At 73.5% G+C, this 19,237-nt stretch carries 18 protein-coding genes and 1 riboswitch; of the genes, 4 read left to right on the top strand and 14 right to left on the bottom strand.

The genetic code is table 11. The features are described from left to right. Positions 1–19 precede the first annotated feature (19 nt). The 6 genes from ACFZAT_RS06190 to ACFZAT_RS06165 all read right to left on the bottom strand — a co-directional run bounded on the left by ACFZAT_RS06190 (position 20) and on the right by ACFZAT_RS06165 (position 5,024). Positions 20–778, bottom strand: coding sequence for an endonuclease/exonuclease/phosphatase family protein (locus ACFZAT_RS06190; protein ID WP_391260850.1), 759 nt, complete (start codon positions 776–778; stop codon positions 20–22). A 135-nt stretch (positions 779–913) separates the two neighbouring features. Continuing rightward, positions 914–1,855 (bottom strand): ROK family glucokinase, encoded by a 942-nt coding sequence (locus ACFZAT_RS06185; protein ID WP_365685210.1) that lies wholly within the window; start codon positions 1,853–1,855, stop codon positions 914–916. Between the two features lie 74 nt (positions 1,856–1,929). Beyond that, entirely contained in the window at positions 1,930–2,388 is a 459-nt protein-coding gene (locus ACFZAT_RS06180; RefSeq protein WP_391260846.1) for a DUF5304 family protein, read from the bottom strand. An 85-nt stretch (positions 2,389–2,473) separates the two neighbouring features. Further along, complete coding sequence (locus ACFZAT_RS06175) at positions 2,474–3,691, bottom strand: ArsA-related P-loop ATPase (RefSeq protein WP_391260843.1); 1,218 nt, start codon at positions 3,689–3,691, stop codon at positions 2,474–2,476. A 4-nt stretch (positions 3,692–3,695) separates the two neighbouring features. Continuing rightward, positions 3,696–4,145, bottom strand: a complete 450-nt coding sequence (locus ACFZAT_RS06170) for an SRPBCC family protein (protein WP_018104407.1) — start codon at positions 4,143–4,145, stop codon at positions 3,696–3,698. A 99-nt stretch (positions 4,146–4,244) separates the two neighbouring features. Further along, positions 4,245–5,024 (bottom strand): metallophosphoesterase, encoded by a 780-nt coding sequence (locus ACFZAT_RS06165; protein ID WP_391260840.1) that lies wholly within the window; start codon positions 5,022–5,024, stop codon positions 4,245–4,247. A gap of 265 nt (positions 5,025–5,289) precedes the next feature. On the opposite strand from ACFZAT_RS06165, the gene ACFZAT_RS06160 reads away from it, so the two are divergent. Next, complete coding sequence (locus ACFZAT_RS06160; RefSeq protein ID WP_391260837.1) at positions 5,290–7,086, top strand: AMP-binding protein; 1,797 nt, start codon at positions 5,290–5,292, stop codon at positions 7,084–7,086. Between the two features lie 59 nt (positions 7,087–7,145). Here the strand turns inward: ACFZAT_RS06160 and ACFZAT_RS06155 are convergent, their stop codons facing one another. Next, a complete protein-coding gene (locus tag ACFZAT_RS06155; RefSeq protein WP_391260833.1) occupies positions 7,146–8,288 on the bottom strand; it encodes a glycosyltransferase in 1,143 nt (380 codons plus the stop codon). Between the two features lie 108 nt (positions 8,289–8,396). Between ACFZAT_RS06155 and ACFZAT_RS06150 the strand changes: the two genes are divergently transcribed. Continuing rightward, positions 8,397–9,647 carry a glycosyltransferase 87 family protein gene (locus ACFZAT_RS06150; RefSeq protein ID WP_391260830.1) on the top strand — a complete coding sequence of 417 codons (1,251 nt, stop codon included), beginning with the start codon at positions 8,397–8,399 and terminating at the stop codon, positions 9,645–9,647. Here the strand turns inward: ACFZAT_RS06150 and ACFZAT_RS06145 are convergent. The 5 genes from ACFZAT_RS06145 to ACFZAT_RS06125 form a co-directional block, all read right to left on the bottom strand. Further along, positions 9,604–10,842 carry a hypothetical protein gene (locus tag ACFZAT_RS06145; RefSeq protein WP_391260827.1) on the bottom strand — a complete coding sequence of 413 codons (1,239 nt, stop codon included), beginning with the start codon at positions 10,840–10,842 and terminating at the stop codon, positions 9,604–9,606. The genes ACFZAT_RS06150 and ACFZAT_RS06145 overlap by 44 nt on opposite strands. A 28-nt stretch (positions 10,843–10,870) precedes the next feature. After that, entirely contained in the window at positions 10,871–11,902 is a 1,032-nt protein-coding gene (locus ACFZAT_RS06140) for an NlpC/P60 family protein (protein ID WP_391260824.1), read from the bottom strand. 237 nt (positions 11,903–12,139) lie between these two features. Continuing rightward, a complete protein-coding gene (locus ACFZAT_RS06135; protein ID WP_391260822.1) occupies positions 12,140–13,165 on the bottom strand; it encodes an NlpC/P60 family protein in 1,026 nt (341 codons plus the stop codon). 284 nt (positions 13,166–13,449) lie between these two features. Continuing rightward, positions 13,450–14,814 carry an NYN domain-containing protein gene (locus ACFZAT_RS06130; protein ID WP_391260819.1) on the bottom strand — a complete coding sequence of 455 codons (1,365 nt, stop codon included), beginning with the start codon at positions 14,812–14,814 and terminating at the stop codon, positions 13,450–13,452. Positions 14,815–14,849: 35 nt separating this feature from the next. Further along, on the bottom strand, positions 14,850–15,092 hold the full coding sequence (locus ACFZAT_RS06125) for a hypothetical protein (protein WP_018104398.1): 243 nt from the start codon (positions 15,090–15,092) through the stop codon (positions 14,850–14,852). A 159-nt stretch (positions 15,093–15,251) separates the two neighbouring features. Here ACFZAT_RS06125 and ACFZAT_RS06120 point away from each other — a divergent pair, with 159 nt between their 5' ends. Together ACFZAT_RS06120 and ACFZAT_RS06115 are read left to right on the top strand one after the other, a co-directional pair. Next, positions 15,252–15,998, top strand: a complete 747-nt coding sequence (locus tag ACFZAT_RS06120) for a rhomboid family intramembrane serine protease (protein WP_391260814.1) — start codon at positions 15,252–15,254, stop codon at positions 15,996–15,998. Further along, positions 15,995–16,276: an Lrp/AsnC family transcriptional regulator gene (locus tag ACFZAT_RS06115; RefSeq protein ID WP_018104396.1), complete on the top strand. Its 282-nt coding sequence runs from the start codon at positions 15,995–15,997 to the stop codon at positions 16,274–16,276. The genes ACFZAT_RS06120 and ACFZAT_RS06115 overlap by 4 nt, the downstream gene beginning before the upstream one ends. Before the next feature lie 21 nt (positions 16,277–16,297). Here the strand turns inward: ACFZAT_RS06115 and ACFZAT_RS06110 are convergent, their stop codons facing one another. Together ACFZAT_RS06110 and trpD are read right to left on the bottom strand one after the other, a co-directional pair. After that, positions 16,298–17,674 (bottom strand): aminotransferase class V-fold PLP-dependent enzyme, encoded by a 1,377-nt coding sequence (locus tag ACFZAT_RS06110; RefSeq protein ID WP_391260811.1) that lies wholly within the window; start codon positions 17,672–17,674, stop codon positions 16,298–16,300. A gap of 176 nt (positions 17,675–17,850) precedes the next feature. Then, a riboswitch (SAM riboswitch) is annotated at positions 17,851–17,968 on the bottom strand. A gap of 82 nt (positions 17,969–18,050) precedes the next feature. Beyond that, positions 18,051–19,115, bottom strand: coding sequence for an anthranilate phosphoribosyltransferase (gene trpD / locus ACFZAT_RS06105; RefSeq protein WP_391260808.1), 1,065 nt, complete (start codon positions 19,113–19,115; stop codon positions 18,051–18,053). Positions 19,116–19,237: the final 122 nt, after the last annotated feature.

Below are 19,237 nucleotides of genomic sequence, written 5' to 3'. Positions count from 1 at the left end.
ATGATCGGCAAGACGCCCCCTAGGATCTGTCGGCGGGCACCCTCAGCGCGGCCAGCACCGGGCGGTGGTCGGTCGCCGCCCGCAGGTCGGCCTCGCGCACCCCGGTCAGCCCGTCCGGGACCCCGCAGCCGAGGACCTCGACCCCGCCGGTGGCGAAGACGGCGTCGATCCGGCGGCGCGGCTCGTGCGCCGGGAAGGTGTACTCGCCGCCCCGCGGCTCGGTCTCCCAGCAGTCCTGGTAGCGCCCGGCCAGCCGCCGGAAGGCCCGCCCGCTCGGTACGTCGTTGAGGTCACCGGCGATGACGGCGTGCTCCACGCCCAGCGCGTCCACGGTCTCCGTCAGCCGGTCCGTCTGCGCCAGCCGCTCCTGCCGCTGGAGGCTGAGGTGGCAGCTGACCACCCCGACCCGGGCGCCCGCGAACCGGACGACGGCGGTGGCGAAGCCCCGGCGGTGCAGCCCCGGGGTGCGCGGCAGCAGGATGTCCTCGGTGCGCTCGACCGTGGCCCGCAGCGAGCACAGCAGCATCGGCCCGGCGGCGGTGGCGCCCCCGCCGAGGATCACCAGGTCGGTGGCGGCGGCCAGCCGGGCGGCGTACTTGCGCCAGCGGAAGAAGCGCGGCGCCTCCTGGACGAGGACCAGATCGGGGGCGCAGGCGCGGATGACCCGGGCGAGGGCACCGCGGTCGTCGCGCATCGAGCGGATGTTGTAGCTGAGCACGCGGATGACGGCCGAACCGTCCGGCTCGGTGCACGAATCGGGCAGCGACATCGTGGCCATGCCCTCACGATACGGCGGACGCCCGCCGCTCCAGGTCGTGTCCGCGAAGTGTCGTCCGGCCTGCGGGCGGACGACGCCACTTCGCGGACGCTCCCGGGGTGCGACGGGCGTCCGGCGTGCGGATGCGCGGGTGGCTCAGCCCTGGCGGGCCAGGTCCGCGGCCCCCACGAGCCCTGCCTTGCCGCCGAGTTGCGCGGCGAGCACCTGGGCGTGCGGGCGCCACTCGCCACCGATCAGCCAGCGCCGGAACGACTTGCGGATCGGGTCGAGGACGAGCTCGCCCTCGTCCGAGACGCCGCCGCCGACGATGAAGGCCGACGGATCGAACAGCGAGGCCAGGTCGGCGAGTCCGGCGCCGGCCCAGCGGGCCAGCTCGCGGAACGAGTCGATGGCCACCGGGCAGCCCTGGCGGGCGGCCTCGCTGATGTGCTTGCCTTCGATGCCGTCCACCGTGCCGTCGCCGAGCGCCAGCAGGATCGTGGCGTTCTCCGGGGTGGCGTTGGCACGCTGCTTCGCGTACCGCACGAGGGCGCGGCCGGAGGCGTACTGCTCCCAGCAGCCCTGGCTGCCGCAGCCGCAGAGCAGACCGTCCGGGACGACCCGGATGTGGCCGAACTCCGCGGCCACGCCGAAGCGTCCGCGACGCAGCTTGTTGCCGATGATGATGCCGCCGCCGAGGCCGGTGCCCAGCGTGATGCAGATGACGTCGTCGTGACCCTGGCCGGCACCGAAGCGGTATTCGCCCCAGGCGGCGGCGTTGGCGTCGTTCTCCACGACGACGGGCAGGCCGACGCGCTGCTCGACCTTGTCCTTGAGCGGCTCGTGGCGCCAGTTGATGTTGGGCGCGAACAGCACGGTGGCACGCTTGTCGTCCACGTATCCGGCCGCGCCGATGCCGACGGCGTCGACCTGGTGCCCCGCGCTCGCGCCGGAGACCGCCGCCGCGATCGCGTCCACGATGGCTTCGGCCGTCGGCGGGGTCGGCACCTTGAAGGTCGAGAGGATGTGGCCCTCTTCGTCGACCACTCCAGCTGCGATCTTCGTGCCGCCGATATCGACGCCGATGGTGAGTCCCATGAATCCCTCAGTTCCGGTCGAGCCCCGCTGAGGCAACCGTACCCGAGGCCGGGGGCCGCCCTGTCCGGCGCCGGTCAGTCGAGGTCGATGTGTTCGCCGGCGCCGGACCCCTCGTCCCGGGGGCCTTCGGGGCCTTCCGCCTTCTTTTCGGTGCCCGCGGGGTCCCCCGCACCCCGGGTCCAGCGGCCTTCCTGGCCCTGGACCGCAGAGCGGTAGGCGGCGAGCAGTTCGTTGCCGGCCGCCGCGATGTGGTCGAAAACGTCCGGATTGCGCTCGATGACGGGCTCGACGGCCGCCTTGGCCTGCTGGATGACCTGCTGCACGGCTCCCTGGGCGGCCATGCCGAGCAGCGGTGCCTGGAACGAGCCGAGCTTGTCGGCCACCGCGTCGACCAGCTTGCGCAGCTCCTCGGCGGCGGAGCCGGGCGGCGGCCCGTAGGCGGCGCGGCGGCGGGCCTGCTCGGCGGCGAGGTCCTCGGCGCACGCGTCGGCCCAGGCGTCCTCGTCGGCGGGGCGATCGGTGGCTTCGCTCATGACGGACTCCAGGGGCAGCATCGTGGCCGGCGGCCCGGCATACCGGACACGTACCTTCGACGGTACCCGAACGGTGGTACGCCGTTCAGCCCGTCCGGGGCCAGAGCGCGGGATCGGGCGTGAAGCGGACCCGGAGCACGCCGTCGGTGAGGGCGGCGCCGGAGACGGTGCAGCGGCGCAGCGCGGGCTCCAGGGGCACGATGCGGTGGAACGGGCCGACGGTCAGGAGGAGTTCGCCGCCGCGCCGGACGAGCTGGAGGTCCTTCTTGACGGCACCGGGGAGCCGCAGGCACCAGACGAGTATCCCGTCGCCGTCCGGCCCGCCGGCCTCCTCGGTCCACCAGGGGTCCGGGGCCCGGCCGCCCTCCGTGCCGGTGCCGGACACGGCGAGCGCGTTGCCCGCACCCTCCGCGCCGTCCTCGCCGGCCAGGGCCAGGAGGTCGTCGGGGCCCTGCGGATCGCGGCCGAGGTGGGCGATGCGGACCGGGGCCGCCCCCTCGTCCGCCCAGTGGCCGAGGGACTTCTCCTGCTGGGCGGCGAGCGCGGCGAAGAACGGGTCCGGGGAGTGGCCGGGCAGCAGCCGGTTGGCGACCGGCGCCTCGGCGCGCAGCCCGTGCAGGGCGAGGCCGGTGCGGGCGGTGCGCAGGGCCTCGTCGGCGGCGGGTCCGGGCTCGGCGACAAGCCGGAGGGTGGTGGACCGGTCCTCGATCAGCGCCTGGACCTGGGCCAGTTCGGCGTCGCGCCGGGCGGCGGCCTCGTACAGCCACTGGGCGGGCATGGGCACCCCGGCCAGCTGGGCGAGCATCGGGCGCAGGGCGCGGGCGGCCTGGCGCTCCTGGGGCAGCAGCCGGCGCAGATAGCGGCGCAGCTGTTCGGGGAGGGCGAGCAGGCGGAGGGCGTCGCGCAGGGGCGGGAGGTCCACGACGAGGAGGTCGTACGCCTCGGCGGACCAGTCGCCGTGGGCGGCCCGGCGCAGCGCGTGGAGCAGGGCGAGTTCGCCGCTGCCGGGGAGTTCGGTCAGCTCCTCGCCGTCCAGCGGGTTGCCGCCGAGCAGTTCGAGGACGGACGACAACTGCTCCTGGAGGGCCAGGAGTTCGCCGCGGAAGTGGGCGCCGGAGTCGATCCGGACGGACCGCAGCCCGGCGGTGACCGGGGTGGGGGCGGGGGCGTCGGGGAAGCCGGGTATCGGGTCGGCGGAGATCAGCAGGGTGCGGGAGCCGTCGCGGGCCGCGGCGAGCGCGGTGGCCGCCGCGACGGTCGTACGGCCTGCTCCGCCGGGTCCGGTGACCAGGACCGTACGCACGCGCTCAGCCCTTCGGGACGGACTCGACGCGCTTCTTCAGGCCGGCGAGGGCTCGGTCGATGATGACCTTCTCCGCCTTGCGCTTGATCATGCCGAGCATGGGGATCTTGACGTCGACGGTCAGCCGGTAGGTGACCTCGGTGCGGTCGCCGTCGCCGAGGGGGGCGAGCGCGTAGGAGCCGTCGATGGCGCGGAGCATCTGGGACTTGACCAGGGTCCAGCTGACCTCGTAGTCGCCGATCCAGGTGTAGGCGAGGGTGTGGTCGTCCTTGATCGCACCGGCGTCCAGGACGAGCCGGACCTTCTCGGCGCGGCCGTGCTCGTCGGTGCCGAGGACCTCGGCCTCCTTGACCTCGCCGGTCCACTCCGGGTAGCGCTCGAAGTCGGCGATCACACCCATGACGTCGGCCGGCGCCGCCTCGATCGTGATGCTCGAGCTGGTGTGTTCAGCCATCGCTGTGGCCCTCCAGTGCGGTGTACCGGTCCGTCGGCAGGAGCCTGCCGCCAGAAGGCTATCGCGTGTGCCCGGCGACCCGTCCCAGGGTGGGGCGGTTCACCACTCCAGTGCCCAGGGCCGGCCGGTGGAGGCGAAGTGGCCGACGTTCACGCACTCGGTGGCGCCGATCCGCATCCGGCGGGCCAGCGGCTGGTGGACGTGGCCGAAGAGGGAGTAGCGGGGGCGGGTGCGGCGGATGGCGTCGAGCAGGGCCCGGCTGCCGCGCTCGAAGCGGCGCGCCACGGTGTCGTAGACCAGTTCGGGCACCTCGGGCGGGATGTGGGTGCAGAGCACGTCGACCTCGCCGAGCGCCTCGATCTTGGCGGCGTACTCCTCGTCGTCGATCTCGTACGGGGTGCGCATCGGCGTCCGCAGGCCGCCGCCGACGAAGCCGAAGACGCGGCCGCCGATCTCGACCCGCTCGCCGTCCAGGACGGTGGTGCCGGGGGCGGCGTACTCGGGCCAGAGGGCGGGGATGTCGACGTTGCCGTAGGTGGCGTACGTCGGGGTGGGCAGCGCGGCGAACATCTCGGCGTACTGCCGGCGCACCGCTTCGGTGATCGCGGCGTTGCGGTCCACGCCCTGCCAGAGCTGCCGGCCGAAGTCGCGGGCCTCGTCGAAGCGGCGGGCGGTGCGCAGGGCGACGATCCGGTCGGCGTTCTCGACGCCGAAGAGGTCGGGGAAGATGCCGCGCGAGTGGTCGGCGTAATCGAGGAAGAGCACCAGGTCACCGAGGCAGATCAGGGCGTCGGCACCGTCCCCGGCGCGGGCCAGCGCCTCGGTGTTGCCGTGCACGTCGCTGACCACATGGACGCGGGTGTTCGCTCCTGCTCGCATGAAAACAGCCTAGGGCCTGCGCAGAGGCCCCGGACCTGCGGTTACTTCCTGGTGCGTGGATGGGTGGACTACTGTGCGCGAAAGGACGTCCCGATATGTGTGACGCATAAGACATCTGGCCGGGACCCCCTATCCGGAACCGAGTACTGGTGGGTAACGTCCGGGCAGTCCAGTCGTGCTCACCCCACTGAGCACCCGCCATCTTGGACCGCGCCGGTGCGTCACACAGAGCCGTGGCACCGGAGCCCGATGAGGAGCAGCAGTCTTGCGCGAGTTCAGCCTTCCGGCCCTGTACGAGGTCCCCTCGGACGGCAACCTGACGGATCTCATCCGCCGCAATGCCGCTCAGCATCCCGATGTCGCGGTGATGAGCCGCAAAGTGGCGGGCGTCTGGACGGACGTCACCGCCACGCAGTTCCTGGCCGAGGTCCGGTCGGCCGCCAAGGGCCTGATCGCCGCGGGTGTCGAGCCCGGCGACCGGGTCGCCCTGATGTCGCGCACCCGGTACGAGTGGGTGCTGCTGGACTTCGCGATCTGGAGCGCGGGCGCGGTCACCGTGCCGGTGTACGAGACCAGCTCGCCCGAGCAGGTGCAGTGGATCCTCGGTGACTCGGGGGCCGTCGCGGTCCTCGTGGAGAGCGACGTCCACGCCGCCGCCGTGGCCTCCGTGCGCGACCGGCTCCCCGGGCTGCGCCACGTCTGGCAGATCGAGAAGGGCGCCGTCGACACCCTCCGGGCCGGGGGCGAGGGGGTCTCCGAGGAGACCGTGGACCTGCGCAGCGCGGCGGCCCGGGCGGACGACCCGGCCACCATCGTCTACACCTCGGGCACCACGGGCCGCCCCAAGGGCTGCGTCCTGACGCACCGCAGCTTCTTCGCGGAGTGCGGGAACGTGGTGGAGCGCCTGAAACCCCTCTTCCGTACCGGCGAGTGCTCGGTCCTGCTCTTCCTGCCCGCCGCCCATGTCTTCGGGCGGCTGGTCGAGGTCGCCTCGGTGATGGCACCGATCAAGCTCGGCTGCGTCCCGGACATCAAGAACCTCACCGACGAGCTGTCCGCGTTCCGCCCGACGCTGATCCTCGGCGTGCCGCGCGTCTTCGAGAAGGTCTACAACGCCGCGCGCGCCAAGGCGCAGGCCGACGGCAAGGGCAAGATCTTCGACAAGGCCGCCGACACGGCGATCGCCTACAGCCGCGCGCTGGGCACCCCGCAGGGCCCCTCGCTGGGCCTGAAGTTCCGGCACAAGGTCTTCGACCGCCTGGTCTACGGCAAGCTGCGCGCGGTCCTCGGCGGGCGCGGCGAGCACGCGATCTCCGGCGGCGCCCCGCTCGGCGAGCGGCTGGGCCACTTCTACCGGGGCATCGGCTTCACCGTCCTGGAGGGCTACGGCCTGACCGAGTCCTGCGCGGCCACCGCCTTCAACCCGTGGGACCGCCAGAAGATCGGCACGGTCGGCCAGCCGCTCCCCGGTTCCGTGGTGCGCATCGCGGACGACGGCGAGGTGCTGCTCCACGGCGAGCACCTGTTCTCCGGCTACTGGAACAACGAGGCGGCGACGGCCGAGGCGCTGGCGGACGGCTGGTTCCACACCGGGGACATCGGCACGCTGGACGAGGACGGCTACCTCGCGATCACCGGCCGCAAGAAGGAGATCATCGTCACGGCCGGCGGCAAGAACGTCGCGCCCGCCGTCATCGAGGACCGCATCCGCGGCCACGCCCTGGTGGCGGAGTGCATGGTGGTCGGCGACGGGCGGCCCTTCGTGGGGGCGCTGGTGACGCTGGACGAGGAGTTCCTGGGCCACTGGGCCGAGGAGCACGGCAAGCCGGCCGGCTCGACCGCGCTGTCGCTGCGCGACGACCCGGAGCTGAACGCCGAGATCCAGCGCGCGGTGGACGACGGCAACGCGGCGGTCTCCAAGGCCGAGTCCGTACGCAAGTTCCGCATCCTGGGCGCCCAGTTCACCGAGGAGGCGGGCCACATCACGCCCTCGCTGAAGCTGAAGCGGAACGTCGTGGCGAAGGACTTCGCGGACGAGGTGGAGTCGATCTACCGCTCGTGAGGCGTACGTGGACGAGGGGGCCCCGCACCACACCGGTGCCGGGCCCCCTCGTCCACGTATCAGAGCAGTTCCCTCAGCCGCTCCGCGAGCAGGTCCCAGCGCCACTTCTCCTCGACCCAGGCCCGGCCCCGCTCCCCCATGCGCCGCCGCAGCTCCGCGTCGCCCAGCAGCGCGTTGATCCGCTCCGCCGCCGCACCGGGCTCGCCGCCGCGCACCACCCAGCCGGTCTCGCCGTCCAGCACCGCGTCCGGGGCGCCGCCCGAGTCGCCGGCCACCACCGGCAGCCCGGTCGCGGACGCCTCCAGGTACACGATGCCCAGGCCCTCCACGTCGAGGCCGCCGCGCCGGGTCCGGCAGGGCATCGCGAAGACGTCCCCGGCCCCGTAGTGCGCGGGCAGCTCCGACCAGGGCACCGGTCCGGTGAACCGCACGGAGTCGGCCACCCCGGTGCGGGCGGCGAGCCTGCGCAGGTCGTCCTCGTAGGGCCCGCCGCCCACGATCAGCAGGACCGCGTCCGGCTGGGCGGCCAGGATCGCGGGCAGCGCGAGGATCAGGGTGTCCTGGCCCTTGCGGGGCACCAGCCGGGACACGCAGACCACGACCGGCCGTTCGGTGAGCCCGAGCCGGGCCCGGACCCCGTCGCCGCCGGAGTCCGGGCGGAACGTCTTCTCGTCCACCCCGGGGGGCAGCTGCACCATGCGGCCGGCGGCGGCCGGGCTCAGCGCGGCGGCGATCCGGGAGCGGGTGTACTCGCCGAGGTAGGTCAGCGTGTCGGTGCCCTCGCCGATCCGGCGCAGCAGCTGCCGGGACGCGGGCAGCTGTGCCCAGGCCGCCTCGTGGCCGTGCGTCGTGGCGACGAGCCGCCGGGCGCCCGCCTCGCGCAGCGCCGGGCCCATCAGGCCGAGCGGGGCGGCGGCGCCGAACCAGACGGACGAGCAGCCGTGCGCGCGCAGCAGCTCCGTGGCGCGCCGGGTCACGCGCGGGGTCGGCAGCAGCATCGTCGTACGGTCGCGGACGACGGTGAAGGGCTGCTCGGCGTCGAAGGCGGCGGTGGCGGCCGTGCCCTCGGGCCCGCGCTTCCAGGTGGAGGCGTAGACGACGACCCGGTCGGGGTCGAGCCGCAGCGCCATGTTGTGCAGGAACGCCTGGATGCCTCCCGGGCGGGGCGGGAAGTCGTTGGTCACGATCAAGGTCTTGTCCATCGCCGCCGACAGTACCGGGCCCCGGCGGCCGTGCCTGATGGCCCGCGCACAGGGCGTACGGGCATCATGGCTGTTTCGTACGCGGTACAGGACGGGTGAGGGCAGGTCATGACGGGTTCCAGCGGCACGCGTCCGGCGGCCTTCGTGGTGTGGGCGCTCAGCAGGGCGGTGCTGCTGCTCTGGGTGACCAAGGTGGTCACCCCGCCGGGGCTCGATGTGACGAGCGACGTGTCGGTGATCTACCACGGCTGGTCCGAGGTGCTGCGCTCCGGCACCTACCCGCAGTCAGACGTCACCTGGCAGTACCCGCCGGTGGCGGCCCTGGCGATCCTCTCCCCCGCCCTGCTGCCGTTCCTGGACTACGCCACCGCCTTCTTCGTGCTGGCGTTCCTGTGCGACGCGCTGGTCCTGGGGATGCTGCTGCGCGCGAGCGACGGTCCCGGCCGCCGGGCGGCCGGGGTGTGGGTGTGGGTGGCGGGTGTTCCGCTGCTCGGCACGACCGCGTACGCCCGGTACGACGTGATGGTGACGGCGGTGGCGGTGGCGGCACTGCTGGCCGGGCTGCGGCACCCACGGGTGCTGGGGGCGCTGGCCGCGTTCGGGGCGCTGCTGAAGGTGTGGCCGGCGCTGGTGCTGGCCGGGACGGCCCGGGGGCGCGCGACCCGGCTGGCCTGGGGGACGGCGGCGGCGGTGGCGGCCGGGCTGCTGCTGGTGTGCGTGGCGGCGGCGCCGGGCGCGCTGGCGTTCCTCGGCTTCCAGCGGGACCGGGGCACCGAGGTCGAGTCCCTGGGGGCGCTGGTCTTCCATGTGTGGCGGCAGTTCGGCTGGGAGGGCCGGGTGGAGCTGCACTACGGCTCGCTGGAGTTCCTGGGCCCGCACGTGCCGCTGGTGAGCACGCTGGCGCTGGGGCTGAGCGTGGCCGCGTTCGGCTGGCTGCTGCTGTGGCGGCTGCGGGCGCGGACGTTCGGGGTGAGTACGCCGGCGGACGCGGCGTTCACGGCGGTGCTGCTGTTCACCACGACGAGCCGGGTGATCAGCCCGCAGTACATGCTGTGGCTGGTCGGCCTCGCGGCGGTGTGCCTGGTGCTGCGGGAGAGCCGGATGGGGTGGCCGGCCGTGCTGGTGGTGGCGGCCACGGGGGTGACGCAGCTGGAGTTCCCGATCGGCTTCGTCCACGTGGTGACGAGCGACGCGCAGGGCCTGACGCTGATGTTCCTGCGCAACGGACTGCTGGTCGCCGCGTGTGTGCTGGCGGCCGTGCGGCTGTGGCGGGACACGGTGCGGGCCCCGGTCCGCGAGGCGGCGGAGCCCGCGCTCAGCCGAGCCGGTCGCGCAGATACACCCGCCAGCGCGCCGTGAAGTCCTGCGGGGTGGTGCCCAGCACCTCGTGCAGGGCGTCCTCGACCGCCCCGTCGCGCCCGTGGTGGGCGCCCACGGCCCGGTAGAAGGCGAACAGCTTCTCCTCGCCCCAGCGGTCGGCGACGAGCTCGCAGGCCAGCCAGCCGCCCTCGTACGCCTTCGCCAGCCGGTCCGCGTCCCCGGCGAAGGCGAAGTCCTCGTCCTCGGGCAGCCCGGCCGGCAGGTCACCGGCCCGGACCGCGTCGGCCAGCTCGGGGGCGACCTCCTCGGCGGTGCGGTCCCGGTCCCGGTAGGCCGCCCAGTCCGCGAAGCCCTCGGAGAGCCAGGTCGGGGTGGCCGACGAGGTCCGTTTGCGGGTGGCCACATGGGCGGTCTCGTGGGTGAGGACGACGCGCTGCCCGAACCCGCCGAGCAGGGCGTACGCCTCCGGGTTGACGATCACCCGGTCGGCGGGGGCCTTCCCGGTACCGCCGGTCTCGCCGGTGGTGACGGCCGCTATGCCCTTGTAGTTCGAGGCGGGCGACCCGAGCAGCCGGCCCATCTCCGTCACACTGTCGGGCACCAGCACCACCACGCGCCCCGCCCACCGCTCCGGCCAGGCGGCGGAGACCGCGGGCACCGCCTCGTCCGCCGTCGCCGCGATGGCGTCCAGCTCGTCCCGGGTGCGGCCGACGCCCAGGACCAGGCTGTGCTTCCCGCGCACCACCTCGACGTCGCCCTGCTCCCACAGCTGCCCGGCGCTGCCGTCGGCGGCCCGGTCCGCGGTGACGTACCAGCGGCCGTCCGCCGGGTCCCGGGCCAGGTCCACGACCCGGTCGACGGAGACCGGGGCGCTGTCGTAGCCCGCGATCCGGTAGCCGAGCGTGACGTCGGCGGTGACCCGGTCCGCCCCGTGCGGGGTGAGGCGGGTCAGCCGGTACGCCCAGGAGCCGAGCGGCACGTCCGCCAGCCGGGCGATCTCCCGGCGCTGGGCGGTGCGCAGTGCGGTGGCGTCCGGGTCGACGGCGGCGGCGTAGGCGGCCGGATCGTGGTGCAGGACGGCGGCGGCGCGGCGGTCCAGGGTGGCGCGGACGCCCCGGGAGGTGCTGTCGGGCGCCCGGTCGGCCTGGGCGGAGCAGCCGGCGGCGCACAGCAGCGCGGCGAGCACGGCACCCGCCGCGCGCCGCCCGCCACGTATGCGCACCTGTTCGACCACATGACGAGCGTACGGGCTGTCGCCGGGCTCAGACCCGGGTGACCGAGGAGACGGGCATCATCCCGACGGGGTCGTAGCGGACCGGGGCGCCCGGGTACGGGGCGTGGATGACCTGGCCGTTCCCGACGTACATCGCGATGTGGCTGGCGTCCGCCCGGTAGGCGACGAGGTCTCCGGGGCGGGCCTCGGAGAGCGGCACCAGGTGCCCGGCGTACCGCTGCGCCTGCGAGGTCCGGGGCAGGCTCACCCCGGCCTGCGCCCAGGCCCACTGCATCAGACCGGAGCAGTCGAACCCGGAGGGCCCGTTGGCACCCCACACATAGGGCCGGCCGAGCGCCTGCTGTGCGGCCAGGACGGCCGCGGCGGCGCGGGACGAGCCCGCGGGGAGCCCTGTCAGGAGCCCGGCGCCCGGGTCGCGGCCGGCGCGCGAGGCGCGGGACAGGGCGGCCCGCTCGGAGGCCGGCAGCGACTTCAGCAGCTGCCTGGCGCGGGCGAGCTTGCCCTCGACGGTCCGCTTGTGGCGGCTGACGGCCTCCCGGCGGCGCTCCAGGCCGGCCAGCGAGCGGGCGGCCTCGGCCCGGGTCTGGGCGAGCGCCCGCTGGGCCTTGCGCAGCTCGGCGAGGGCGGTGGCCCGGTGGGCGTCGGCCAGGGTGACGGCGGCGGCCCGGTCGAGGTAGCTGTCGGGGTCCGAGGTGAGCAGCAGGGCCAGCGAGGGGTCGATGCCGCCCGCGCGGTACTCCGCCCGGGCCGCCGAGCCCAGCTCCTCGCGCATCCGGTTGATGCGTTCCTGGCCCCGGGCGGCCCGGTCCTGGGCCCGGCTGAACTCGCCGCGCAGCCGGGTCACGTCCTCACCGGCCCTGTTGTACCGCTCGGTGGCGCGCTCGGCCTCGGCGTACAGGCGGTCGACGCGGGCCCCGGCGGACTGGGGGGTGTCCTGCGGCTCGGCGTGCGCGGTGGCGGCGCCGAGCGTCGCGGCGGCGGTCGCGGCCGCCGCCGTCAGGACGGTGGCCCGGGCACCGCGGCCGGTACCTGGCTGTGTGGAACGGCGATGGGATCCCACAGGACGCCGCACTCCCTTCCGCTGCACGCAGACGCGCGCGGCCCCTGCCGCCCGGGCGGGCGGACCGACGTACGGGAGCCGTGACAGCAGGCAGACAGTAACCGCGTGATCACGGAGCGGACAAAGACGCGCCGGACCGGCGGGGGCCACACACAGTGACGCCCCGCCGGTGACCTGTGGTCTCCGGCGGGGCGGGCGTCAGTACGGGGCGCGGTAATTCGCCCGTTCGGGCGCGGTTCAGATGCGCACGGCGGCGTAGATGCTGCCGATGGTGCTCATCGACTCGTAGCGGACGTACGCGCCGGGGTACGGGGCGTGCAGCACCTGGCCGTTGCCCGCGTAGAGACCGACGTGCTCGTTGCCGTTGAAGAAGACCAGGTCGCCGGGGGCGAGCTGGCTGACGCCGATCCGGTGCCCCTGGTTGACCTGGGTGTACGTGGTGCGGGTGATGTTGACGCCGGCCTGGGCGTACGCCCACATGGTCAGGCCCGAGCAGTCGAAGGAGTTGGGGCCGGTGGCCGCGGGCACGTACGGCTTGCCCAGGCGGGTGGCGGCGGCGTTGAGGGCGGCCTTCCCGAGACCGGAGGCGGCGACCTCGTTGCCGAGCTCGACCCGGGTGCCGGCGGCACGGCTCGCGCGGGCCTCGTCCTGGCGGAGCTTCTCGCGCTCGGCGGCGGTGAGGGAGTTGAGCAGCTGGCGCGCCTCGGCCAGCTTCTCCTGCTGCTTCTTCTTCTTCTCACCGAGCGTCTTGCGGACGGAGGCGAGGTCGCTCAGCTTGTCCTGGGCCTCCTTGCGCTGCTGCGCGAGGGCCCGCTGCTTCTCCTGGACCTTCGACAGGGCCTCGGTCTGCTTGGCCGTCAGCTGGTCGAGCGCGGACGCCTGGTCGAGGAAGCTGTCCGGGTCGGAGGAGAGGAACAGCTGCACGGAGGGGTCGATGCCTCCGGAGCGGTACTGCGCGGCGGCGAGGGAACCGAGGCCGGACCGGAGCTGGTTGAGCTCCTCCTGGCCGCGGGCCACCTTGTCCTGGATCGCGCCGATCTGCTTCTCGAGCTTCTCCTGCTTCTCCTTCGCCCCGTTGTACTGCTCGGTGGCCGCTCCGGCCTCCTCGTAGAGCTTGTCGACCTTCGCCTTGACCTCGTTCTTGGTCGGCTTGGGGTCGGCGTGGGCGGCCTGGGAGGACAGGGCGACGGCCGCGGCTGCGGTCGCGGTGAGCACGGTCACACGTGTGCGGCTCGGCTGCTTGGGACGACGGTGGGACGCCACGAAGGCGAGCTCCTTCTTCCTCGAGCCGCCTACCGGATCTGTGGGGGAGGGATCCCCGGCTCCGTGCACGTCACGGACTCGGCGGTTCCTTCGCCGCCACCCCGGGTGGGTGATCGACCGCGCGAAGGTTCGAGGCCCGACCCTAGTGACCATCTTGTGATCAGTTCAAATCCTCACAGGAAAAATCTCGTCACACTCGGCACTTCTTTACCCACACCCCACGGCGTGTAGCGGCGACTTGACGGTCCGTTCCCTGATCTCGGCCGAACTCCCCGCAAGAGGCGCTAAACCCGCGAAAGCCGCTTCAGGAGCAAGGCGGACGCAACGGGCCTGGCCCCCGCCTTCGCCACTCCGTCGGCCACCTCGCGGTCGGTGGAGACCACCACCACGGGCCGCCCCGGCGGCTCCGCGCGCGCCAGTTGGCGGATCAGCTCGTCGGCGGTGACCCCCGGCTTGCTGAACAGCACCCGCACCCCGCGCGGCGGCGCGAGCAGCACCGGGGCGGCCAGCTCCGCCCCGTCGAACACACATGTCATCTCCGCGCCCGTACGGGCCGCGAGGACCGAGAGCCCGCCCAGCAGCCGGAGCCGCTGCTTCTCCAACGGCATCTGCGGATACCCCGTCTTGGTGACGTTGTAGCCGTCCACGATCAGATGGGCCTGCGGCAGCGCCAGGAGCTGGTCGAGCAGTGCCGGGTCGGTCTCCGAAAGGGCCCTGGCCGCGATGTCCTTGGGCGACATCCGGCCGGGCTCCACCGCGTCCACGCTGTCCGCAGGGCGGATCGAGGAGGGTGGCAGCGCCAGTTCGCGCCGCAGCCCGCCGGCCGCTTCGAGCACCGTGTCGAGCAGCAGCCGCAGCCGCATGTCCTCGACCGAGCGCCCCTCCCGGGCCGCCCTGCGACTCGCCTCGACGGACGCCTCGGCCTCCCCGAGCCGCGCCCTCAGCCGCCGGGTCTCGCTCTCCGCGGCGGACACCTGGGCGGCCGTCTCGGCGCGTACGGTCTCGGTCTCGGCCTTGGACCTGCGCACCGCCGCCTCACCGCGCTTGACCTCGCTGAGGGCACTGCGCAGCTTGCGCTGGAGGGAGTCCGCCTCCTTGCGGGCGGCGTCCAGTTCGGCGCGGAGCCGTTCCGTCTCGGTCTTCGTGTGCGCCCGGGCCTCGGCCAGTTCCTCGCGCAGCCGGGCCACTTCGCGCCGGCTCTCCTCGTCGGCCCGCTCGGCGTCCGCGCGCTGGACCTCCTCGCCGGCCGCCGCGACCAGCTTCACCCAGCCGTCGGGGCGCAGCACATACGCCGCCGCCGCCACGTCCACCGGGTCGGCGGCGGCGGGCGGCGCGCCGGACTCCAGGGCGCCCGCCAGCTCCGGCTGGGCCTCCCGCAGCCGGTCACCGATGCGGTGGCGGAACTGCGCGTCGTTCGCCACGGCGGCCGCCATGGCGTTCCCGGCGAACTTGGCGCGCCTGGAGGCCGTGAAGCGGGCGTACTGCCTCAGCTGGGCGGGCAGTTCGGCGACCGTGAGACCACCGAACGCGTCGGACACCAGCGCGACGACCCGGCGCCGTACCCCTTCGGGCAGCGGGCGGTCGAGCGCCTCCACGGCGTCGTCGGCCCCGTCGGCCGACGCGGCGCCGCCCTCGGGCTGCTCCACCATCCGTCACCCCATTGTGTTGTCTCCGCACGGCCCCGTCAGGAGTCGGCACCCGGCCTGTCGACGAGCTCGATCTGGTCCACCGCGTTGCACCAACGACACCGGACCGACTCGATGGTCTCACTGACCACCTCGCGTTCCTCGACGCTCGACTCACCGGCCAGGTCGAGGTGCACGTACTCCACGACCTTCGAGGACCGCGTCACGTCGAAGCGCGTGAGGTTCCCGCAGAGCGTGCAGCGCCAGCGGGTCGTGTCGGTCGGCTGGGGAACGGTCGTCATCGTGCGTCCTCTTTCGTCGAGCCGTGAGCTGCCGGACAAGGGTCTCGCGGTGCGCCGTCGAACTGCGGATGCCCACCCGTCACCCTACGGCCTCGGTGCGTCCGCCCGGCACGGCGAGGCGGTCTGTCCCGTTCGCTCCGTTTGCGTCATGCTCTGTTCATGATCGATCGGCGGGCCGCCGCGGGCAGGCTCCTTCGGGCGGCCACTTCGGGCGGGCCGCCGGTGACGTACGCCCTCATCGCCCTGTGCTGCGCGGTCTTCGTGATCAGCCCGCTCTCCGGTTTCGTCCCGGTGCGCGGCGGGGCCGACGCGCTGCTCGCCGCGCAGGCGGGCTACTTCGAACGGTGGGGCGTGATCCCGAGCGAGCTGTGGGACGGCTCGGCGCACGCGCTGCTCACCCCGTTCACCGCGCTGTTCGTGCACGGCAGCTGGCTGCACCTGCTGGGGAACATGCTGTTCCTCTACGTCTTCGGCGCGATGGCCGAGGAGCGCATGGGGCACACCGAGTTCGCCCTGTTCTACCTGGGCTGCGGTTACCTCGCGCTGCTCGCGTACGCCGCCGCGCACGCCACGTCCGACCAGACGCTCGTCGGTGCGTCGGGGGCGATCTCCGCGGTGCTCGGGGCGTTCCTCTACCTCTTTCCCCGGGCCCGGGTGACCAGCGTCTTCCCGTTCCTGCTGTTCCTGCCGCTGCGCTTCCCCGCGTGGGTGGTGCTGATCTTCTGGTTCGTGCTCCAGTGGCTGGCCGCCGAGGGCGCGGGAAGCGGCCCCGGGGTGGCGTACCTGGCCCACGTCGTCGGCTTCGCGACCGGCTTCCTGTACGCCTGGGGCCGCTACAGGCGCGACGGCAGAGGCCCTAGAGTGAAGGCTCCAGCCACGGCCACCGAGGGAGAAACACAGCCGTGATCACCGCGATCGTGCTCATCAAAACCAGCGTGGACCGGATTCCCGAGATCGCCGAGGCCATCGCCGCGCTGGACAGTGTCAGCGAGGTCTTCTCGGTCACCGGCACCTACGACCTGATCGCCATGGTCCGGGTGGCCAAGCACGACGACCTGGCCGAGGTCATCCCCGGCCGGATCAGCAAGATCCCGGGCGTCGAGGGGACCGACACCCACGTGGCCTTCCGTACGTACTCCCAGCACGACCTGGAGGCCGCGTTCTCCATCGGCCTGGACGCGTAGGGTCGCCGCGCCGCCCGGCCCTCAGATCTGGGCGGCGCCCCGGTCCGGCACGCAACGGCCGTCCTCGGTGCGGTACTTCCAGCGCGCCCCGTCGCTCACCAGCTCCCGGACCGCGCGCAGGAAGCGCTCGACGTGCTCGTCCGGGGTCCCGGCGCCGAAGCTGACCCGGATCGCGTTCAGGGACCGCTCCCCCGGCTCCGCCTCCGGCGCGCCGCACTCCCCCGCCTCACCCGGGTCGCTGCCGAGCAGGGTGCGCACGAGCGGGTGGGCGCAGAAGAGGCCGTCGCGCACCCCGATGCCGTACTCGGCGGAGAGGGCGGCGGCGAAGTGGGAGCTGTTCCAGCCCTCCACCACGAACGAGATCACGCCGACCCTCGGCGCGTCGTCGCCGAACAGCGAGAGCACCTTCACCTCGGGGACCTCGGCCAGCCCCGTCAGGACCTCGGCGACGAGACGCTGCTCGCGGGCGACCAGCCGGTCGAACCCGGCCTCGGTGAGCGCCTTGCAGGCGGAGGCGATGGAGTAGACGCCGATGACGTTGGGCGAGCCGGCCTCGTGCCGGGCGGCCGTGGTGTGCCACTCCACGTCCACGCCGCCGTCCGTGCGCCGGGCCACCGTGCGGGACGCACCGCCGCCCGCCAGGTACGGCTCCGCCTCGCGCAGCCAGTCGGCCCGGCCGGCCAGGACGCCCGAGCCGAACGGGGCGTACAGCTTGTGCCCGGAGAAGGCGACCCAGTCGACGTCCAGCTCCGTGATGTCCACGGGGTGGTGCGGGGCGAGCTGGGCGGCGTCCAGGACGATCCGGGCGCCGTGCGCGTGTGCGGCGGCGGCCAGCTCCCGTACGGGCCACAGCTCGCCGGTCACGTTGGAGGCGCCGGTGACGCAGACCAGCGCGGGGCCGTGGGGCTCCCGGTCCGTGAGGGCCCGCTCCAGCGTGGCGACGGCCTCGGCGGGGGTGCGCGGGGCGTTCAGGTAGGTGACGCGGGCGTCGCGCCAGGGCAGCAGCGAGGCGTGGTGCTCGGTCTCGAAGACGAAGACCTGGCAGTCGGCGGGCAGCGCGGCGGCCAGCAGGTTCAGCGAGTCCGTGGTGGACCGGGTGAAGACCACCTGGTCCTCGGGGCGGCAGCCCAGGAACTCCGCCACGGTGGCCCGGCTGGACTCGAAGAGGTCCGTGGACAGCTGCGAGAGGTACCCGGCGCCGCGGTGCACGCTGCCGTAGTACGGCGCGTAGGCGGCCACGTCGTCCCAGACCCGCTTCAGCGCCGGGGCGCTCGCCGCGTAGTCCAGCGCGGCGTAGCCGACCTCCCCACCGGTGACCAGCGGGACGAGGACATCCTCGCCCAGAACCGGCAGCGGGGCACAGAGGGACTGGTCGGCGGCAACGGTGAAGACAGACATGGCGGACTCCCGTAACAGGCAGGCGAATTCCGCGTACCGGCAGAGACACGGCAGCACGGAGTGAAAGAAAGAGGGGGTGTGCGGAACAGGGCCTGAGGCCCTAACGCATTCGCTTGCTCACAAGAGGCTCCCTGAGGACCAAGGACCCCACGGGTGGACGTCACGCGACGTCGAGGGGTCCGCGCTTGCCACAGACCTCGCTGCCTGCGGCCCGGTCTTCACCCGGGGCACCCCGCCACGGACGGAGGGTTGCCGGACAGCGGGCCGGGGCCGTAGTCGCTGTCACTCATGACCTGCGCAGCATCTTGCCATACGTACGGGAGCGCGCAAGGCGCAGTCCGCGATCCGGACTGCGCCCTGCCTCACACCGACGCGCTCACGCGTTGCTGGCGACGACCCATCTCTCCAGCGCCCGCCCGGCCTCGCCCGAGTCGATGGACTCGGCGGCCTTCGCCATACCGGCCCGGATCTGCTCGGTGAGCGGCGCGTCCCCCGGGTCCAGCGCGACCAGCGCCGCCGCCGAGTTGAGCAGCACGGCGTCCCGTACCGGACCGGTCTCCCCGGCCAGCAGCCGGCGTGCCACATCCGCGTTGTACGAGGCGTCGGCGCCGCGCAGCGCCTCCACCGGGACCAGCTCGACGCCCACGTCGCGCGGGTCGAAGGTGTCCTCGCGGACCACGCCGTCCCGGGCCACCCAGACCCGCGAGGTCGCCGTGGTGGTGAGCTCGTCCAGGCCGTCGTCGCCCCGGAAGACCAGCGCGGAGTTGCCGCGCTCGGCGAGGACGCCCGCGACGATGGGGGCCATGCGCAGATCGGCGACCCCGATCGCCTGGGAGCGCACCCGGGCCGGGTTGGTGAGCGGGCCCAGGATGTTGAACGTGGTGGGCGCGCCCAGCTCCGCACGCGCCTTGGCCGCGTGGCGCAGGGCGGGGTGGAACTTCACCGCGAAGCAGAAGGTGATGCCCGCCTCCTCGGCCACCTCCACGACGCGCCGGGGGGTCAGCTCCAGGTTGACGCCGAGCTTCCCGAGCACGTCGGACGAGCCGCTGGCCGACGAGGAGGCGCGGCTGCCGTGCTTGACGACCTTCGCGCCGGTGCCGGCCACGACGATCGCGGACATCGTGGAGATGTTGACGGTCTTGGCCATGTCGCCCCCGGTGCCGACGATGTCGACGGTGCGGCCGGGGACCTCGATGGTCGTGGCGTGCTCGTACATCGCGCGGACCAGGCCGGAGACCTCGGTGACCGTCTCGCCCTTGGCACGCAGGGCGACCGCGAATCCGGCGATCTGCACATCGGTCGCCTCGCCGCTCATGATGCGGTCCATGGCCCAGGCGGTGGCGTCGGAGCCCAGGTCCTCGCCGCGCAGCAGGGGGGTCAGCACGCCGGGCCAGGAGAAGGCCGCCACGCTGTCGCCGCCGTCCGGGGTCACAACGTTCATGGTCCGCTCCTGGGGTCCACAGCCGATAAGGGATCGGCTCCACCCTATCGAGCCCCCGGGACGGCAAAGAGCCCCGTCCATCGAATGGACGGGGCTCTCGCCGTGGCGATCAGAACGGGTGA

Source organism: Streptomyces sp. NPDC008163, from assembly GCF_042956885.1.
Taxonomy (GTDB): Bacteria; Actinomycetota; Actinomycetes; order Streptomycetales; family Streptomycetaceae; genus Streptomyces; species Streptomyces drozdowiczii_A.
The sequence above is the reverse complement of the archived record's forward strand: the minus strand, read 5'-3'. Positions and strand labels throughout refer to the sequence as shown.

What these genes read in the sequence shown, in the direction of transcription:
- ACFZAT_RS06190 (WP_391260850.1), bottom strand. Translation starts at nt 778, where the DNA reads ATGGCCACGATGTCGCTGCCCGATTCGTGCACCGAGCCGGACGGTTCG.
- ACFZAT_RS06185 (WP_365685210.1), bottom strand. Translation starts at nt 1,855, where the DNA reads ATGGGACTCACCATCGGCGTCGATATCGGCGGCACGAAGATCGCAGCT.
- ACFZAT_RS06180 (WP_391260846.1), bottom strand. Translation starts at nt 2,388, where the DNA reads ATGAGCGAAGCCACCGATCGCCCCGCCGACGAGGACGCCTGGGCCGAC.
- ACFZAT_RS06170 (WP_018104407.1), bottom strand. Translation starts at nt 4,145, where the DNA reads ATGGCTGAACACACCAGCTCGAGCATCACGATCGAGGCGGCGCCGGCC.
- ACFZAT_RS06165 (WP_391260840.1), bottom strand. Translation starts at nt 5,024, where the DNA reads ATGCGAGCAGGAGCGAACACCCGCGTCCATGTGGTCAGCGACGTGCAC.
- ACFZAT_RS06155 (WP_391260833.1), bottom strand. Translation starts at nt 8,288, where the DNA reads ATGGACAAGACCTTGATCGTGACCAACGACTTCCCGCCCCGCCCGGGA.
- ACFZAT_RS06150 (WP_391260830.1), top strand. Translation starts at nt 8,397, where the DNA reads ATGACGGGTTCCAGCGGCACGCGTCCGGCGGCCTTCGTGGTGTGGGCG.
- ACFZAT_RS06130 (WP_391260819.1), bottom strand. Translation starts at nt 14,814, where the DNA reads ATGGTGGAGCAGCCCGAGGGCGGCGCCGCGTCGGCCGACGGGGCCGAC.
- ACFZAT_RS06125 (WP_018104398.1), bottom strand. Translation starts at nt 15,092, where the DNA reads ATGACGACCGTTCCCCAGCCGACCGACACGACCCGCTGGCGCTGCACG.
- ACFZAT_RS06120 (WP_391260814.1), top strand. Translation starts at nt 15,252, where the DNA reads ATGATCGATCGGCGGGCCGCCGCGGGCAGGCTCCTTCGGGCGGCCACT.
- ACFZAT_RS06110 (WP_391260811.1), bottom strand. Translation starts at nt 17,674, where the DNA reads ATGTCTGTCTTCACCGTTGCCGCCGACCAGTCCCTCTGTGCCCCGCTG.
- trpD (WP_391260808.1), bottom strand. Translation starts at nt 19,115, where the DNA reads ATGAACGTTGTGACCCCGGACGGCGGCGACAGCGTGGCGGCCTTCTCC.